11 protein-coding genes and 7 pseudogenes are annotated in these 16947 nt (G+C 61.6%); 8 read left to right on the top strand and 10 right to left on the bottom strand.

All coding sequences use genetic code 11. From position 1 onward, the window contains the following. Positions 1–137: 137 nt before the first annotated feature. Both AC3CB8_RS10340 and AC3CB8_RS10335 read right to left on the bottom strand, forming a co-directional pair. Entirely contained in the window at positions 138–917 is a 780-nt protein-coding gene (locus AC3CB8_RS10340) for a phytanoyl-CoA dioxygenase family protein (protein ID WP_352727251.1), read from the bottom strand. 505 nt (positions 918–1422) lie between these two features. Next, positions 1423–2727 (bottom strand): lysine N(6)-hydroxylase/L-ornithine N(5)-oxygenase family protein, encoded by a 1305-nt coding sequence (locus tag AC3CB8_RS10335; RefSeq protein WP_488377301.1) that lies wholly within the window; start codon positions 2725–2727, stop codon positions 1423–1425. A 651-nt stretch (positions 2728–3378) separates the two neighbouring features. On the opposite strand from AC3CB8_RS10335, the gene AC3CB8_RS10330 reads away from it, so the two are divergent. Further along, complete coding sequence (locus AC3CB8_RS10330; protein WP_352727255.1) at positions 3379–3711, top strand: hypothetical protein; 333 nt, start codon at positions 3379–3381, stop codon at positions 3709–3711. Between the two features lie 191 nt (positions 3712–3902). Here AC3CB8_RS10330 and AC3CB8_RS10325 read toward each other — a convergent pair whose 3' ends face one another. Both AC3CB8_RS10325 and AC3CB8_RS10320 read right to left on the bottom strand, forming a co-directional pair. Then, positions 3903–4259 (bottom strand): hypothetical protein, encoded by a 357-nt coding sequence (locus AC3CB8_RS10325; RefSeq protein ID WP_352727257.1) that lies wholly within the window; start codon positions 4257–4259, stop codon positions 3903–3905. Positions 4260–4536: 277 nt separating this feature from the next. Beyond that, positions 4537–5726 (bottom strand): IS3 family transposase gene (locus tag AC3CB8_RS10320; RefSeq protein ID WP_488377300.1). Its coding sequence is split into 2 segments (ribosomal slippage): positions 4537–5474 and positions 5474–5726, totalling 1191 coding nucleotides; the frame shifts between segments, so codons are not numbered across the junction. Positions 5727–6503: 777 nt separating this feature from the next. On the opposite strand from AC3CB8_RS10320, the pseudogene AC3CB8_RS10315 reads away from it, so the two are divergent. The 6 genes and pseudogenes from AC3CB8_RS10315 to tnpC form a co-directional block, all read left to right on the top strand. Further along, a pseudogene (locus AC3CB8_RS10315) lies at positions 6504–7103 on the top strand (prolyl oligopeptidase family serine peptidase); the annotation flags it as partial. Between the two features lie 239 nt (positions 7104–7342). Further along, complete coding sequence (locus AC3CB8_RS10310; protein ID WP_352727380.1) at positions 7343–8038, top strand: OmpW/AlkL family protein; 696 nt, start codon at positions 7343–7345, stop codon at positions 8036–8038. 456 nt (positions 8039–8494) lie between these two features. Next, positions 8495–8605, top strand: a pseudogene (locus AC3CB8_RS10305) (transposase); the annotation flags it as partial. A gap of 34 nt (positions 8606–8639) precedes the next feature. Beyond that, a complete protein-coding gene (locus AC3CB8_RS10300) occupies positions 8640–8840 on the top strand; it encodes a hypothetical protein (RefSeq protein WP_488377299.1) in 201 nt (66 codons plus the stop codon). After that, on the top strand, positions 8837–9184 hold the full coding sequence (gene tnpB / locus AC3CB8_RS10295) for an IS66 family insertion sequence element accessory protein TnpB (RefSeq protein ID WP_352727376.1): 348 nt from the start codon (positions 8837–8839) through the stop codon (positions 9182–9184). The genes AC3CB8_RS10300 and tnpB overlap by 4 nt, the downstream gene beginning before the upstream one ends. A gap of 45 nt (positions 9185–9229) precedes the next feature. Further along, a pseudogene (tnpC, locus tag AC3CB8_RS10290) lies at positions 9230–10641 on the top strand (IS66 family transposase); the annotation flags it as partial. Positions 10642–10668: 27 nt separating this feature from the next. On the opposite strand, the pseudogene AC3CB8_RS10285 reads toward tnpC, so the two are convergent. The 4 genes and pseudogenes from AC3CB8_RS10285 to AC3CB8_RS10270 all read right to left on the bottom strand — a co-directional run. After that, a pseudogene (locus AC3CB8_RS10285) lies at positions 10669–12675 on the bottom strand (recombinase family protein). After that, positions 12662–12850 carry a hypothetical protein gene (locus AC3CB8_RS10280; RefSeq protein WP_352458677.1) on the bottom strand — a complete coding sequence of 63 codons (189 nt, stop codon included), beginning with the start codon at positions 12848–12850 and terminating at the stop codon, positions 12662–12664. Before AC3CB8_RS10280 ends, AC3CB8_RS10285 begins: the two are co-directional and overlap by 14 nt. A 70-nt stretch (positions 12851–12920) precedes the next feature. Beyond that, a pseudogene (locus AC3CB8_RS10275) lies at positions 12921–13193 on the bottom strand (hypothetical protein); the annotation flags it as partial. 440 nt (positions 13194–13633) lie between these two features. Continuing rightward, positions 13634–13774, bottom strand: a pseudogene (locus AC3CB8_RS10270) (IS91 family transposase); the annotation flags it as partial. Positions 13775–13805: 31 nt separating this feature from the next. On the opposite strand from AC3CB8_RS10270, the gene AC3CB8_RS10265 reads away from it, so the two are divergent. Further along, the gene (locus AC3CB8_RS10265; protein WP_352727454.1) at positions 13806–14957 is read left to right on the top strand and encodes an IS30 family transposase; all 1152 of its coding nucleotides are present in this window, start codon (positions 13806–13808) and stop codon (positions 14955–14957) included. Here the strand turns inward: AC3CB8_RS10265 and AC3CB8_RS10260 are convergent. After that, positions 14891–16029, bottom strand: a pseudogene (locus AC3CB8_RS10260) (IS91 family transposase). The gene AC3CB8_RS10265 and the pseudogene AC3CB8_RS10260 sit on opposite strands and share 67 nt — an antisense overlap. A gap of 10 nt (positions 16030–16039) precedes the next feature. Beyond that, positions 16040–16921 carry a tyrosine-type recombinase/integrase gene (locus AC3CB8_RS10255; protein WP_352727463.1) on the bottom strand — a complete coding sequence of 294 codons (882 nt, stop codon included), beginning with the start codon at positions 16919–16921 and terminating at the stop codon, positions 16040–16042. Between the last annotated feature and the right edge of the window lie 26 nt (positions 16922–16947).

Here is a 16947-nt window from a genome sequence, read left to right as displayed (position 1 = left end):
CGCAATCCACATGCCAAAGCGTCGTAACGGGCTGCGGTCGATGCTCCGCGAGCCAGCAAATCAGACGTCCATACCGTCCGCGCATTTTTGAGCGGTCGATCAGTTTCGTGTGCATGCCCCCGCCTGGCTGCGTGAGCTCAATCGCGATAGAAGATGCCATTTGGGGGCTTGAGATTGTCGAGATCGGCCACTTTGCCCTCGGGCGGGTTAAGGGCGCGCTTAAGCACGTTATATTCAGCGCGGGTCGGCCCGCCGGTTGAAGCACGCTGGAACACCAAATAGGGTGTCCGCCGAGAACGATTGCTTTTGTTCGGTCTTGAGTAGTGCGGTGCGTAATCGTCGAAGATGAAGATGTCGCCAGACTTCCATACTACGGGTTCCCATGAGAGCTTTTCGGCAACTTGAGGGTCGATCACCCCACCGGCATCCATGGGAAACACCCCCTTCTTGTGGTTGCCGGGGCTGAAGAAAAGCCCGCCGTTTTCCTCGTCGGAGTCGTCGATGCCTATGGCAACCACCGCATGGACCATCCGATCCGGGAGTTTGTGTGGAATGTGATAAATGTCCTGATGCGGGAGATAGCCGCCGCTGTCGGGGTAGTGGAAAATCAGCAGCTCCTTGAGCCTGCGCGAAGCTTCGCCAAGCAACTCCTCGACCGCTGACTTTATGCGCTGATCTTCTAAGAGCAAACGACGCAATGGATCATGGAAGTCGAGAAAATTCTCCATCTTGGAGGTGATCTTTCGATTGTCCGTCGTCTTCTCGAACCACATGAGCCATTTGTCGTCGCTGACATCCCAGCGTGACATATCTTCGACAAAGGTAGAGATATCTTCCTGAGCCGCTGGAGCGAAGAACCTTTCGAGCCTGACGTATCCGTCCTTCTGCCACTTTTCTCTTTGTGCATCAGTCAACATGCGAAAAGCCTCCTCTTAGAAAGACTGGTTTGGTTGGACATACCAATTAGGGCGGTCGGGCGCTGATCAAGTTGCGGGTCCACGGAGACGGACTCACGTGGTGAGGGAGGCGATGCTAAGTGCGTTCCGCTCCGGCGGGTATGTCCGCAGAAGCTCGGCGCGAGACTGCCTAGGTCAGGCTCAGCCGGGTCCAGGGGTTCCGCAAACTGGGCCGGATCAATCGCTTCACCCGGTTCAACCACGACACGCATCGCCAAAGGCCGGCACCATCCGCTACCTGCCGACCCAGCCATGGCCGCCAAGACCACGGCGGTCTTCAGAGTGAGCGACTTGGTACGGCCTTGGCAACCGTAGGGGAAATGCACGCCTCCAGAGTGATGCGGTGCGCCGCTTGGTCCAAGGGCTTGGTCGATCACGATGATATCGGAGAAGCCTCCGGGGTTCACCGCAGCGCAGGCGGACATCATTCCTAGGATGCCACCGCCGATGATCAAAAGCATACGAGTCATATTCCACTGCCCATTTCTTCGGCTGCGTGGTCGGGCCAGCTCTCGATCGAGGTATGGGTGATGAAGCCAGGATGCTCGGGGCTCGCGCATGGCGCGCGCCCAAGTAGGCTATCGAGGATGCGGCGCGCGCGCCAGGCCAGCAAGCTTAGGTTCGGATCGGCCATGCCGCGCTGCCCGAGGCTCGCATTTTGTACGAAGATGCGTCTGTCACACGGTCCGTCCCAGCTCACCGAAAAATCCTCGCGAATAGCTAATTCATTGTCGATCTGCTCCAAGCGGCCCATGATCGGTTCCAACAAGCTTGGGACCGCGTTCTCGTAACCGGTGGCCAGGATGACGATGTCAGCCGTGACTTCTTCGAGCTCGTCCATGCTATGCTGCAGGGTCAGCCTGTGACCCGGTCCGGCGTTGATGCAGTGCGAGACGGTGCAGCCCGGCCGCAGTGTGATGTCGCATCGGTTTGGCTCGAAAAATGCATGGCGGTACAGCGCCTGATAGGTCGCGCGCAACGTGCTTTCCGAAATGCCGTCCGAAGCAAGCACGAAACGCCGCAGGAGCAGCTTACGCTGCGACTCGCTCATCGCCGCGAAGCGATCCGAAAAGCAGGGCATGAACAACTCGTTTGTGAACGGGCTGTTGTCCAGAGGCAGATAGTTTTCGCGCTGCGAGACCCAAGTGATCGAGGCAGGCCGCCGTTCGTTCGGCAGGCCGACAAGGTGCAACATCACCTCGGCTCCCGACTGGCCTCCGCCGACCACGCAGACATGCTTTCTCCGCACCTCAGGGTGGATGTGCAGTAAAACCGATGAGTGGAACAGGTTGCGTCCAATCCAGCCCTGAAATTGAGGCGGAATTTGCGCCTGCTTGCCAATGCCGACCACAACGTTTCTGGCGCCGAGAACCGCCTTATCCGTCCGCACCTGAAACTCGCCGTCAAAGCGGATTTCGCGCACTGTCTCGCCGCCACGCACAAGTGGGTTCCTGTGGAAGACCCAGTTCAGGTATTGTTCGAACTCCACTCTGAGCACGGCTTCGAACTGTGCGTTCAGGAAGTGATACAGACGCCCGTTCTCGTGCAGGAAGTTTACGAAAGTGTAGGCTGATCGCGGATTCACTAGAGTGACCAGGTCCTTGAAGTGGCTGACCTGGAGCTCCGAGGAATCGAATGCGATGCCTGGATGCCAGCGGAAGTCGACCTGCCGATCCAGGAACACTGCCCCTTTCCCAACTTGCTCGTGTATCTGACACGCAAGGCTCAAATTGGACGGGCCAGCACCGATCCCAACGCAACATAACTCCACCTGCTTCCTCCTATAGCGTCTTCCCACTAGGCCGATTGTTCGCGGCGAATATCGGCCATAGCCATTAGCCTCCGCTCACGGACTTCGAGCCCCAGTCCCGACCGGGCTTGCGAGAATTTGTCCTGCGCGTTCGGGTCTTCGCATGTAGACCCGCGCATTCCAGCGCGGTGACAATCGACGGGTCATGCCGGCGACGTGGGGCAACGACGTTTGTCCTTTCCGCCCGTCTGGATGCCCCCCTCGCCGTCACGCGAGGAGCTTTCCAGGCCCACTAAGGTGTTTGAAGCCGGCGCAATCGCCTGCCTCGACCATGACGCGCCGGCCTTTCGGCGGCTTGATGGCAGGCGAGAGCGCGGTTTTCACTGCGGCGACGGCATTTTCGGTGCGCATGATCATGGACGACGTCTCGCTGATGCGTTGGCAGAGTCCCATGCATGGGCCGTGCCAGAGAAGGAAATTTTATTAAACAATGGGTTGGCGGATTTACGATCCTGTCGGAAATCCGACATTGGGGGGGGTACGCCTCACTGCGGCGCCCGATTTGCACGTCGATGTCCCCTTTTTTCCGATAGCTAATCGGGCACCTTCTGCACCAGAATACTTCTCTTGTGGAGACCAGCACGAAGTCTTCATGAACGGACGTGCAGAACCTTGCGTCTCTGCCGGACAGAGTACCCGCACGATCGGCAACTGTTCCCCGCCGACCAGCCGACCGCGTGGCAAAGATTGAGAGCGGCGAAGCTTGCGCTAACGGCCACATTTCTCCGGTATTTCAGCGATGCATTCCTCGAGACGCTGCAAGCGGCACTTCGCATTGCGAAGTTCATGTCCGGCTTCGAAACGCCGATGGCGCCCCTGAGGTGTAATCGCCACCTGATCGCGCTCCAGTTCTGCAATGCGCGCACGCAACCTGCCGATCCTCTTCCTGACGCAGTGCATTTCTCCATCCACGCCCGCGAATCGGTCTTCCTGGCAACACCCTAAAAGCTATGCGGGTTATGCCACCGAGACGTAATTTCCGGCAAGCCCACGCTCTAAACATCCGCTAATGCAATCTAGAGAAAGCGTTCTTCGGGAAGAAGGCTGACGCTGCTTGGGGGAAAGCACTAGGAACCCTCGGATCTGACGCGTCGCGCCGGCCGATTGCGGCAGCTCCAAAGCGCAGGGACAGGCCGTCAAGCGCCGGGCAGCGTGCCCTTGATCGACATTGCGAAGACATCGAGCAGGATGGCCAGCCCGACGCCGCACGCGGTCAGGATAAGGCCGGCCATGAAGATGCGGTTGGCGCGTTCGTAGATGGGTCGGCGCAACGAACTCATGTCAAGTAGCAGGGACAGCGCCCGCAACTGCAACGTGATGCCGACCAGGATCGGCACAACGGCGAACAGGTCGTAGAGCCGCCATGGCATGGGGTTCGCTGCCCAATGCGTGACGAAGCCGAGCGAAAAGGCAAGCAGAATGCCGACGACGGTGATTGTGCCGTTGCGAAAAATCGTCTCGATCAGCTCTTCCTTCGGATCGTGTTCGTCCAAGCGTCCCTCCTCTCACTCAGCAGTTGCAGGCCTTTGCACGGTCGACGTAGGCTCTCGGGAAATCCCTGTACATCGCCGCCAACTAGTCAAGGGCAGGACCGAAGCCGCGAGGCAAACGTTTTTGGTTGCGCTGCCCTCATCACTTCCTGGGGCGCCATCGGCCTTTGCCGCGAAGTGAACGATGGAAGCGCCGCCTGCCACGGGTGCTGCGCTCAGAGCGGCAGGGTCAAGGGCGTCATTTCAGCTAGTGTCTACAATGTGACCTGCTACTGAACTGTCATCCAGCTGCGATTAGAGCCTCGACCGTTTTTGTTACGCCTTGTGGCGCGGGTTGAGCAACCGGCGGAGGCGCGGAGCCTTCCATCAGCACAGCGTCGGAGCCGGTTGCGGTGATGACCTGGGCATAGGCTGCCGGGGTCTGGTAGCCGAGCGAGGAATGTGGCCTCGCGGTGTTGAAGTCCTCCCTCCATTCGGCGATGGCGCTTCGGGCGTGGTCGAGACCGAAGAACAGGCTCTCGTTCAACAGCTCATCGCGCATCCGGCCGTTGAAACTCTCGACATAGCCGTTCTGCATCGGCTTGCCCGGCGCGATGTAGTGCCATTCGATCCTGTAATCCTTCGACCAGGCGAGGATGGCGTTCGAGGTGAACTCGGTGCCGTGATCGGAGACGATCATGCGTGGCTTGCCGCGCTGGGTGATCAGTTCCGTCAGTTCACGGGCAACCCGACGGCCGGAGATCGAGGTGTCCGGGATCGCCGCCAGGCATTCGCGCGTCACGTCGTCGACGACGTTGAGCACGCGAAACCTGCGGCCGCAGGCGAACTGGTCATGCACGAAATCCAGCGACCAGCGCGCGTTCGGCTTTGCCTCGACCAGGATCGGCGCCCGCGTGCCGACCGCTCGCCGCCTTGCCCGGCGCTTGCGCACCGTCAGGCCCTCCTCGCGGTACAGACGATAGATGCGGTTGACCCCAGATGCCTCGCCCTCGCGCCTGAGCAGGATGAACAGCCGCCTGTAGCCAAAGCGTCGGCGCTCATTGGCGAGGTCGCGCAACCTGCCACGCAGCTCCGTCTCGGGCGGACGCCTTGACCGGTAGCGGATCATCTTGCGATCGGCGCCCACAAAGGAACAGGCCCGACGCTCCGACAGACCCATGACGGCCTGCAGATGCGCGACGGCTTCGCGCTTGGCGGCGGGCCCTACCATTTTTTTGACAGAAGCTCACGCAGCGCCGAGGCTTCCAGCATCTGATCGGCGAGCAGCTTCTTCAGCTTGGCGTTCTCGTCTTCCAGCGCCTTCAGCCGCTTGGCGTCGGACACGTCCATCCCGCCATACTTCGCCTTCCAATTATACAGCGTCGCCTCCGAGACCCCGTGCTTGCGGGCCAGATCGCCCGCCTTTACACCCGCCTCATGCTCGCGCAGAACCGCAATGATCTGCTCTTCATCAGTCCGTCCTTCGATCAAGGGCCGGACTCTAATCTCAGATGGAGGAAATTCTTAGGGGCAGGTCAAATGAAATAAAAAAGCTGAATGGCACTCTAGGTGTTTGGTCCCGAGCTTTGATGGTGCATTATTTTCTTCCGAATGGAAGGAGGCACTATGGGCCAGGTTCTACACGGCAGCGCCACGACGACAGAGGCAGTCCGTCGAGCAATACAAAATAGTCATGTCTGACGGCGCCCGCTGATCAAGGGTTTGCTTTCAGCGATGGGATGGTCGCGGGTGCGGTCATGTTCTCCGGCCTGTTGCTGCGGTCTTGTGACTGCTGGCCCTGATGGTATCCGCTGATCCTTTGGCCTGATCAAGAGAGCGAGCTCGAAGCTCCGACTATGCTGCAGGCTTTCAGGATCTGTCCTCGTCTGTTCCCATCACGTCCGGTTCGCGGCCTTTGCCGATGCTGTTGGTACGCCGGTGTGGCGGCATAGTGTGTTGCGTCCCGCATAAGTGCGAAGACAATACACTAGATCGATCACGCGCCTACCGTCGCAGTCATTGTCGGAACTACGACGATGTCGGACATAAGACACAGCGCTATTCAAAGTGATCGTATTGTTCTGAAAAGATTTTCCTGGTTGGCACGACACATGCAAGTCCTATGCGCAAACGCACTGCCGCGCCGCACCAACTGAGAAGACCTCATCCCATGATCACGCTCGCCGAGCATGCGGTCGCCGCCGCAAACACTGAGCTTTCCCGAGCGGAAGGAAGCCTTTGCGCTGTCATTCTTCAGGTTGTACGGACATGACCGCGTTCGATTTCCGTCCAACTCTGAATGCTCCCGACGATGATCCCTATCTTTGGTTTGAAGATATAGAAGGCGAACGGGCACTTGACTGGACCGCCAGCCAGTCGGCCAGGACACTGGGGCACTTCGGTGGAACGCAATTCGAGCGCGACCGCGCGGCCCTCACAGCGATTTTCGATCGCCCGGACAAAACTCTCCAGATCAAGCGCCACGGTCATTACCTCTACAATTTCTGGCAAGATGCCCGCAACCGGCGCGGACTGTGGCGCCGGAGCACCCTTGCCGTCTACATGAAGGCGGATCCCCAATGGGAGGCACCGCTCGATCCGGACGCCGTCGCCGTGAGCGACGGAGAGGACTGGATCTTGGGCGGCGCGTCGATCGAGCCGGAGAGACGGGAAAGAGCCGTTCTGCGCCTGTCGCGCGGCGGAAGCGATGCGGTCGTGCATCGCGAATTCGATCTGAAGTTTCTTAGCTTCGTCGCCGATGGTTTCAACCTCGCGGATGCCAAGGGCGGGGTTAATTGGCTCGACCCTGACACGCTTCTGCTTTCTAGTGCGTTTGGTGATGGCATGGCCACCCGCTCCGGCTACGCGCGCACCGTGCGGCTGTGGAAGCGTGGCGCGGATCCGCTCACCTCAGCGGTAATCTTCGAGGCCGGTTCCGAATCCCTCGGCGTATCTGGTCATTTTGGACCGTACTGCCGGGAGCGAGCGCCTTTGGTTCATCGAGACGCCGGCCTTCTTCGAAATGATAGGTCATATCGGCGACAGGAGCGGGCCGAAGGGTTTTTCACAGTGCAATCGATCATTTCTGAAGAGCAAGGAGAGATATTATGGCGAGAAAGCAAACGGGCGTGGCGCGGGGAGCAACAGCGGCCGTCGTCCTCATGGTGGTGGGACAGCAAGCCGTTGCGGCCGACCTTGTGCAAGCCCCGAGCGTCCCGCAGGCAGGAGCCTCGGTCACGGAACGGCCAAGCCCTTGGCAGATCCGCCTGCGTGCGTTGGGGGTCGTCACTGAGGATTCGGGCTACGTCAATGCAGCGCCCGGCTCCGGTCTTTCCTATTCGGACACTGTGACGCCGGAACTCGATATCTCCTATTTCTTCACGGGCAACATCGCCGCCGAGCTTATCCTCGGCACCACCTACGCCAACATCGAGGGCCAAGGAGCGATCGGCGCGCTGGGCAATATTGGCAAGCTTTGGCTGCTGCCGCCCACGCTTACATTGCAGTATCATTTTACCGATTTCGACGCGTTCAAGCCCTATGTAGGCGTCGGCGTGAACTACACGATCTTCTATAACCAGGGTGCCGGCAGCGCCGATGCTCTCAAGGTTAAGAATACGTTTGGCACGGCGCTGCAGGTCGGATTCGACTACATGGTGGATCAGCACTGGGGTGTTAACTTCGACGTGAAGAAGCTGTTCCTCAAGCCAGACTTCGACGTAACGGTCGACGGCGCGAAGCTGACTGGAAAGGCGGAGCTCGATCCCTGGTTGATAGGCGCAGGTGTCACCTACCGCTTCTGATGCGCAACGCGAAGGCGGGCTGCTGACAGCCTATCTAAAATGAAGGGCGCCTCGGGCGCCCTTTTCCACGCCGGCGCTGCACGGGGCCAGTTGACCGGATCATTGGGGGGTGGGCCTTGTAACTTGGGGGACGTGTCCGAATCGGAGGAACGTTCTGATGAACTTTATGCAATGGCCATCCAACGCATAGCAGCCGATCGCCAGGGGCGCGATGCCGAGCGGGGTGACATCACTTAAGCCTCTCGAAGAAGGTGGGACGCGGTTGACCAACATCCCCGCGCGCCGTCAGGCGCGCGGGGCCGTAGCAATTACTTGGAAGTCGGGTGCGTCGTATCCCCACGGTGACGGCCGCCTTGCTGAGGTAGGCTGAAGGCTGAAAGTCCTAGTGCAAGCACTAGGAGTAGCCCTATGACGAAGCATCAGATCGAGGTGATCACATAGGTCGAGCGGCGTCGGCGCTGGTCTCGCGAGGAGAAGGAGCGGCTGGTCGCGGCGACGTTTGAGCCTGGAGTCAGTGTTTCGGAGATTGCACGGTCGGCCGGCATCCATGTGAGCCAGCTTTTCCGGTGGCAAGGAACTCTGCCAGATCTCCGCGCCGTCCGTGCCGCAGCTCGTTCCCGTGGAAGTCGTCGAGGCGCTGTCGGCGCCACAACCGCCGGCGACGCCATCGCCGATCTCCCGGCCGCGCAAGAAGAGCAGCATGGTGACGATCGAGCTTGGCGGCGCCCGCCGCCTGCGGGTCGAGAGTGATATCGACAGCGAGGCGCTCGGCCGGATCCTCGATGTTCTGGAGCGGCGATGATCTCGGTTCCGCGCGGTGTGAAGGTGTGGCTCGCCACTGGCTATACGGATATGCGGAAAGGTTTTCCGGGTCTTTCGCTGATGATGCAGGAGACCTTGAAGCGCGATCCGCACAGCGGTCATCTGTTCTGTTTCCGCGGGCGGCAGGGTGGCCTGATCAAGGTGATCTGGCACGACGGCCAGGGTGCTTGCCTGTTCACGAAGAAGCTTGAGCGCGGCCGCTTCATCTGGCCATCGGCGGCCGACGGCACGGTGGTGATCACGCCTGCACAGCTCGGCTATTTGCTCGAAGGCATCGACTGGCGGATGCCGCAAAAAACCTGGCGTCCAAGCTCGGCGGGATGAGCAAAACCGCTGGCGTGGCGGGAGCGAATATGATTCCATCGCGGTATGACCGATGCGGCCGATCAGCTTCCTGACGATCTTGTCAGCGCGCACGTTATGATCCTGGCCGAGCGTGCGGCCCGCCGGGAGGCACAAGCACTCGCCGCTCGCGCGCAGGCCATGAACTCGCACTCGGATGCGCTGATCGCGCGGCTCAGGCTGGAGATCGAGAAGCTGAAGCGCGAGATCCATGGCAGTCGCTCGGAGCGGAAAGCCCGGCTTCTCGAACAGATGGAGCTGCAGCTCGAGGAACTGGAAGCCGACGCCGGCGAAGACGAGCTGGCGGCGGAACTGGCGGCACGGTCATCGACGGTCAGGGCCTTCGAGCGCAAGCGCCCGTCGCGCAAGCCCTTTCCCGACCATCTGCCGCGTGAGCGCGTGGTCATCGCCGCACCGTCAAACTGCCCGTGCTGTGGTTCGGCCAAGCTGGCAAAGCTTGGCGAGAATATCACCGAGACGCTGGAGGTGATCCCGCGCCAATGGAAGGTGATCCAGACCGTGCGCGAGAAGTTCTCTTGCCGTGAATGCGAGAAGATCGCGCAGCCGCCGGCGCCCTTCCATGTGACGCCGCGCGGCTTCGCCGGGCCAAATCTCCTCTCCATGATCCTGTTCGAGAAGTTCGGTCAGCATCAACCGCTGAACCGGCAAAGTGAGCGCTATGCCCGCGAGGGCATCGACCTCAGCCTCTCGACACTGGCCGACCAGGTCGGAGCTTGTGCCGCGGCACTGAAGCCGGTGCATGCGCTGATCGAAACGCATGTGCTTGCCGCCGAACGTCTGCATGGTGACGACACCACCGTGCCGATCCTGGCACGCGGCAAGAATACGGGGCGCATTTGGACTTACGTCAGGATGATCGGCCCTTCGGTGGGCAGTCGCCGCCGGCGGCGCTCTATTATGCCTCGCGCGATCGGCGGCAGGAACATCCCGAGCGTCATCTGAAGAGCTTCAGCGGCATTCTGCAGGCCGACGCCTATGGCGGCTACAACCCGCTGTTCAAGGCAGACCGTGACCCCGGTCCGCTGACCCAGGCGCTGTGTTGGGCGCATGCGCGCCGCAAATTCTTCGTGCTTGCCGACATCGCCGCCAATGCCAAACGCGGCAAGAACGCCGCCCCGATCTCACCGATCGCGCTCGAGGCCGTCAAGCGCATCGACGCGCTGTTTGACATCGAGCGCGGGATCAACGGGCTTGCCGCCCACGAACGGCTGCAACGACGCCGGCAGGAAAGCCGTCTTCTCGCCACCGAACTTGAGGCCTGCCTGCGAACCAAGAGGGCCAAACTGTCGCGCATTTCTCCGGTTGCCGAGCCTATCGACTACATACTGAAGCGCTGGGATGGCTTCACGTCCTTCCTCGGCGACGGCCGGATTTGTCTCACCAACAACGCCGCCGAACGGGCGTTGCGTGGTTTTGCGAAGACCGATTCATTATGCACCTCCTTTTCAAATGGCGGAAAACAGCGATTCTTGGTTGTCGTCGTGGATGCGACGCGGAGTATTGCGCGCCAAATCGGTCTTGATCCGTTCGTCTTCGAGGTCGCTGGCGCGGATCTGGTAGGGCGCGCCGCGCATGACCTGCTCGGCCAGCAAGAGGCCATCCCTGATGAACCGGCGGATTTTAACGTGCGAGACTCCAAGCCGGGCGGCCGCGTCCGACATGGTGAGCCACTCGCCATTCTTGTCGGAAGAGCGATAGCCGCTGATCTTGTGCACCGTGCGCAGCGATTGGACGCGACGCGCGGTCCAGGTCTTTCCCTGACCGGTCTGCATGCCCATGCGGTTGAGTGTGGCAGCGATTTCGGCATCCGACCACCGGGTTGCCATGGATCGCATGATCGCCAGAGCCTCCTCAGGCGTACGCTGGCCATGCTCTCCGGATTTGGGCTTGCGAACCCGTACTTGCGAGTGCTGGCCTCCGTGCCAGTGGATGGTCAAGATCACGTCGCGCGCATCGTCATCGACATCCGCCACGATGTCCTTGATGAGCGCGCGCAGCAGTTGCTGACGACAGCGCATGTCGACACTTGGCGCGTTCCAGGTGGCCTCGAGATTCTGGGCGAGGCCCGTGAAGTCCGGAACCGCGTCGACAGGCTCCACACGCTGGACTTCGCTCAGCCGGGCCTCGGAGGTCTCCACGCGCCTGAGCGTGGCTTCGCTCGGCGAGCGATGCCTCATAGCGCGCCTGCTGCAGGTCCATCTCGATCATCTGCCGCCGCTTGGCTTCGCTCTCCAGCTGCATGGGTTCAGCCTCCAACGCCGCTTCGATCGCCATCGGCGCAACCGCCTCCAGCGCTTCGCGGGTCACCGCCGCGTCGGTGCGAAAGCCGTTGAACGACATGCATCGCGCCTGGGCCATCATGAGGTTGCCGCGCTCGCAGCGATATACCGGATAACCTTGGCCGCGTCCGGCATACATGACAACCAGTCTTCGCCCGCATCGACCACAGGAGATGAGACCCGGGAGCAGCGCGCGACCGCCGCGGCCCGACTTGACGCCGCCGGCTTGCCATAAGCGTTTGCCGCGAGCAGTTCCTGGTTCCGTTCGTACTCGCTCCATCCGATGTAGCCTTCGTGATGGTCCTTGAGCACCACCGCCCACCCGCTGGCCGGCTTATAATGGCCATGGCTCTTGCGAACGCGGCCATCGACGATCTCAGTGCGCTTCTCGCTCTTACCATAGACATAGGCGCCGGCGTAGAATGGGTTCTTCAGGATCGAGATCACGTTGCGGTAGCGGATCGGAACCCAGTCGAAGGACACCATCTTCTTGCCGTCGGAGGGTCTGGGGAAATGCACGCCATCGTCGATCATCGAGATCAGGACCTGACGCGCACTGCCGAGTTCGCGGAAGCGCGCGAATATCAGGCGAATGGTCTCCTGCAGGCGCATGTCGGGATCGAACCCGAGACCGTAATCGCGGTGCCAGACATAGCCGAAGGGCACGGAGATGCGCAGTTCTCCGCGCTGTGCCTTGGCGCGGGCGGCCTCGTACATGCGGGCACGCAGCACGCCGAGCTCGAACTCGCTGATGCTGCCCTTCATACCGAGCAGCAGGCGGTCGTTCGGCAATCCCGGATCGTAGACTCCGTCCAAATCGATCACGCGTGCATCGACTTCGCCGCACAACTCGAGCAGCCGATGCCAGTCCGGCCCGTTGCGCGACAGGCGGGACGCCTCCAGGCAAAGCACGGCGCCCACATGGCCGGTGCACAGATCGTCGACCAGGCGCTCGAAACCGGGACGCTCCACAGCCCCGCTTGCGGTTCGTCCCAGATCCTCGTCGATCACCTCTACTTTGCGGAATCCCCAGCGCCGCGCGACGTCGACAAGCTCATATTGCCGACGCTGGCTCTCAAGGTTGAGCTGGACCTGCACTTGAGTGGACTGACGCACATAGACGACGGCCTTGCGCTTGAGGACGGCAGTCGGAATCAGATTACCGCTCGTCATCGCAGCTCTCCTCCTCCGTTGCCACGCCGGCGGCGGCCATCAGTACGTTGGCGAGCCGGGCGATCACTATGGTCCGTTGCGCTGAACTCAGCCCGTTCAGCTTCTCCGAGTCGAGCGGCAAGCTGAGTTGGCGAACGACCACGAGAGATCGTGTCGGGGGTGGCAGGGTTCTCATGTTGCGCCTCCGCGATGGTGAAACCATCCGGAGAGCCTCGCCGGAAACGGCATTCGATCAAGAGCTTGTGTAGCTCAAGCAGCGCGGCAAGCGATACGCGCGGGGGGCCTAGGTCCATCGCCGCGCAAGCCACGGGATCGATCATCCAGGCCGGAGCGGTAATGACATGCCCGGGCGCGTCGACGAGATGAATGATCCGGCCGTTGGCGCGCTCTTCGCTGTTCTCGCAGCGAAGCCGACGTCCGAAATACGGGTGCCAACGGTAATGGACCTCGACCTCCTGCCCAACATGGGCAGAATGACCCCGAGATGGCTCTCGGCAGGAAAGCTTGGTTGTTTGCAGGCTCCGATCGCGGCGCTGATCGGGCCGCCTTCATGGCAACCCTGATCACCACCTGCTTATGCCGCGCGCGGCATAATGCAGAGCGTTTTTAGCTTGGCGTCGCGGAGAAAGGCGGGTGGCGAGAGCGCGCTGAGGTGGATCGCGACGGTGAGCTAAAAACGTGTTGGACTAAGCCGCCGGCACGGGTGGCCGCTATGGGCGTTCAACGCCGTGCCATGAACAGGCATGGCGTGGGCGCGGATGCGGTCGTGGACGCAGCGATTGCAGGGGTCGCGTGCGCCGAAAGCGGCACGGATATAGGTTCGGCAAAGTGAGGACCGGCGTCGGCCTTGCCCGGCAAAGGCAGCCGGGGGTGACGGCGCGCAGCTTCGCGGGACCGACTCGGTTTTCCGGCCGAACGGGTCGTGCGATGCGGTGACGGCGAAAGCGGAGCGGTTCTTTCATGACGTATCCCAGTATGGCGGGGGTCCAGTCGCGCCGTCGAAGATTTCGACGATGATCATCTGGCCTTGACGACAGGCGGGGCATTGCCTGAGGGAATGACCGGTGAGATCCGGTGGGTTCAACCGGTCGCCGCAACACCTTTAATCTGAGAGGATTGGGAGGTGTCGCATGGTGACGTCACGGATCTGGTTTACCCCGGAGCAGAAGGCCGAGCTTTGGGAGGGGTGGAAGCAGGGTCAGAGCATTTCATCGATCTCGCGGGCACTAGACCGCCGGACCAAGGGCGGCGTTCAGCGGATCGTATCCTTACACGGCGGCATTGCTCCGTCAGCAAGGCGTAGAGCGGCCTCGGCGCTCGAGCTGGGGGAGCGCGAAGAGATCTCTCGCGGGATTGCGGCAGGTCTTGCCATCCGCGCTATTGCACGAAGGCTGGGGCGATCCCCATCAACGATCAGTCGCGAGATCTCGCGCAATGGCGGTGCCCAAGCGTATCGAGCAACCCGAGCCGACAAGCAGGCTTGGCAGCGCGCGCTTCGCCCGAAGCAATGTCGCCTGGCATGCTCTGGACGGCTAAGGTGGCGGGTGGCGCAAAAGCTGGCACTGCAATGGTCGCCGGAGCAGATTGCGGGTTGGCTGAAGCGAGCGTACCCAGGCGATCCAAGCATGCGGATATCTCATGAAGCGATCTATCGCAGCCTGTTCATCCAGTCGCGAGGGGTGCTCAAGAAGGAGCTGACAGCCCATCTGCGCACCAAACGACAGATGCGCCTCGGCAAAGGTGCACAGAGCAACCGAACGGGGCAAGGTCAAATCCTCGATATGGTCTCCATCCGCGAGCGTCCCGCCGAGGCAGAAGATCGTGCCATCCCAGGTCATTGGGAGGGTGATCTGCTCACCGGAGCAAACGACACGAACATCGTCACCCTGGTCGAGCGACACAGCCGCTTCACGATGCTTGTGAAGTTGGCCAGAAGGGACTCAGCGACTGTCGTGGCGGCCCTCGCCGAGAAAATCGGCACATTGCCCCAAGAGCTGCGGCGCTCGTTGACATGGGACCAAGGCAAGGAGATGGCTCGTCATAAGAGCTCCACCGTCGCAACCGATCTCCAGGTCTACTTCTGCGACCCGCGCAGTCCCTGGCAACGCGGCAGCAACGAAAATACCAACGGCCTGCTCAGGCAGTACTTCCCCAGAACAACCAACTTCTCGCAGGTCCCGCAGGCCCAACTCGACAGCGTCGCCCTGCGGCTCAATCAGCGCCCCCGAAAAACCCTGGACTTCGAAACACCCGCCGATAGGCTACACAAGGTGTTGCAGTGACCGGTTGAACCCACCGCCTCATAGCGGTCGCGGTAATCCCTTTCGGATGAGCCATGCGACGGCTCGGGAACCGGCATGCCGAGCAGGTCGCGGCAGTGGGCGAGCTTTTGCGCGCGGTAGCGATTGCCGAGAAAGCCGTAGTAGCGGCTGCGATGGAAGCCCTCGGGCAGGACGTGCAACAAGAAGCGGCGAATGAACTCGTCGGACGCGACGGTCATGACCTTCTGCCGATTGCCGTGCCGGTAGTCCTTCCAGCGGAAACGAACGGCGTTGTCCTCGATGTCGATGAGGCGGTTGTTGGAGATGGCGACGCGGTGCGTATAGCGCCCGACATAGTCGAGCACCTGGGCAGGTCCGGCGAAGGGCGGTTTGGCAAAGACGACCCACTCAGCCTTTCGTAGCGGCGCCAAATAGCGCCGGAAGGCGTCGCGCTCGCTCAGGTGCTGCAGGCCAGAGAAGAACTTCAACTGGCCGGCGTCGAAGGCAACAGGCGTGAGAGCACCCGGACCGGCAAGAAGAAGCCGGGCTTGCAGGCGATCCACCGACGACCGTCGGCAGACAGGCCGCCGCCGGCAACGACGCAGTGCAGATGCGGATGATGAAGCAGGTTCTGGCCCCAGCTGTGCAGCACGGCGAAGAAGCCGATCTCGGCGCCCAGGTGCTTGGGATCGGCGGCGATGGTGCGCAGGGTCTCGGCGGCGGCGCGGAAGAGCAGGCCGTAGACGAGCGCCTTGTTCTGATAAGCGATGACGGCAATGTCGCCGGGCAGCGTGAAGACGACGTGAAAGTATTGCGTGTCGAGGAGCTCGGCGCGACGATCCTCCAGCCATTGCGCACGGGCCAGCGATTGGCAGCGGGGGCAATGCCTGTCGCGGCAGCTGTTGAAGGCGATGCGCCGGTGGCCGCAGTGATCGCACTGCTCGACATGCCCGCCGAGCGCGGCGGTCCGGCACAGTTCGATCGCGGTCATGACGCGGCGCTGGGCGATCGACAGCTGCGCGTCATGCTGCGCACGATAGGCTTCGCCGTAGCGGCGGAAGATGTCCGCCACTCCCGGCCCCGAGCGGGCCATCGGCGCGAGCTCAGAAGTACTGCGGCTTGGCGGGCGGCGGCGGGGTGGGCGCCGGCCTCGGCAAGAGCTCGAAGGGGCTCGACGTGGCGCAGACCTTGTTGGTGGCGATCCGCAGGTAATGGGCGGTGGTCGCGAGGCTGCGGTGACCGAGCAGCAGTTGAATGGTGCGCACGTCGGCGCCGGCCTCCAGCAGATGGACGGCGAAGGCGTGGCGAAGCGAATGGGGCGTGACCGGCTTGGACAATCCGGAGCGGTCGCGCGCTTTCGCGCAGGCGTGTCCCACCGCATCCCTGGTGATCGGCTGGCCGGCACGATCGCCGGGGGAGAGCCACTCCTTTGGCCGCCGCACCTTCCAGTAGCTGCGCAGGATCTCCAAGAGCTTGGGCGACAGCATCACATAGCGGTCCTTCTGGCCTTTGCCCTGCTCCACGCGGATGACCATTCTCTGGCTGTCGATGCCCGTGGGCTTCAGCTGCACCGCTTCCGAGATGCGCAAGCCGGCGGCATAGCAAGTGGTCAGGATGGCGTGGTGTTTGACGTCGAGGACGCAGCCGAGGAACCGCTGAACTTCCTCGGCACTGAGGATGATCGGCAGCTTCTGCGGCTTCTTGGGAAGCGGCAGGACCTCTTCAGGCGCCCAATCCCTTTCGAGCGTCACACTGTAGAGAAAGCGCAGCGCCGCAATGGCGATGTGGATTGAGCCGGGCGACAGCTTCTTCTCGTTGGTCAGATAGACCTGATAGGTCCGAATATCCTCGCGCCCGAGCAAGTCCGGCGACTTGCCGAAGTGACGCGCAAACAGCGACACCTGCTGAAGATAGGAGAGTTGGGTGTTGAGCGCGAGGTTGCGCACCTCCATGTCCTCGCTCATGCGCTGGCGAAGTTGGGTCATGACAAGCTCCTTTGTCCGATGGAATA

Source organism: Mesorhizobium sp. P160927, assembly GCF_057766385.1.
Note: the sequence above shows the minus strand (reverse complement) of the source record. Positions and strands in the feature narration are given on the sequence as shown.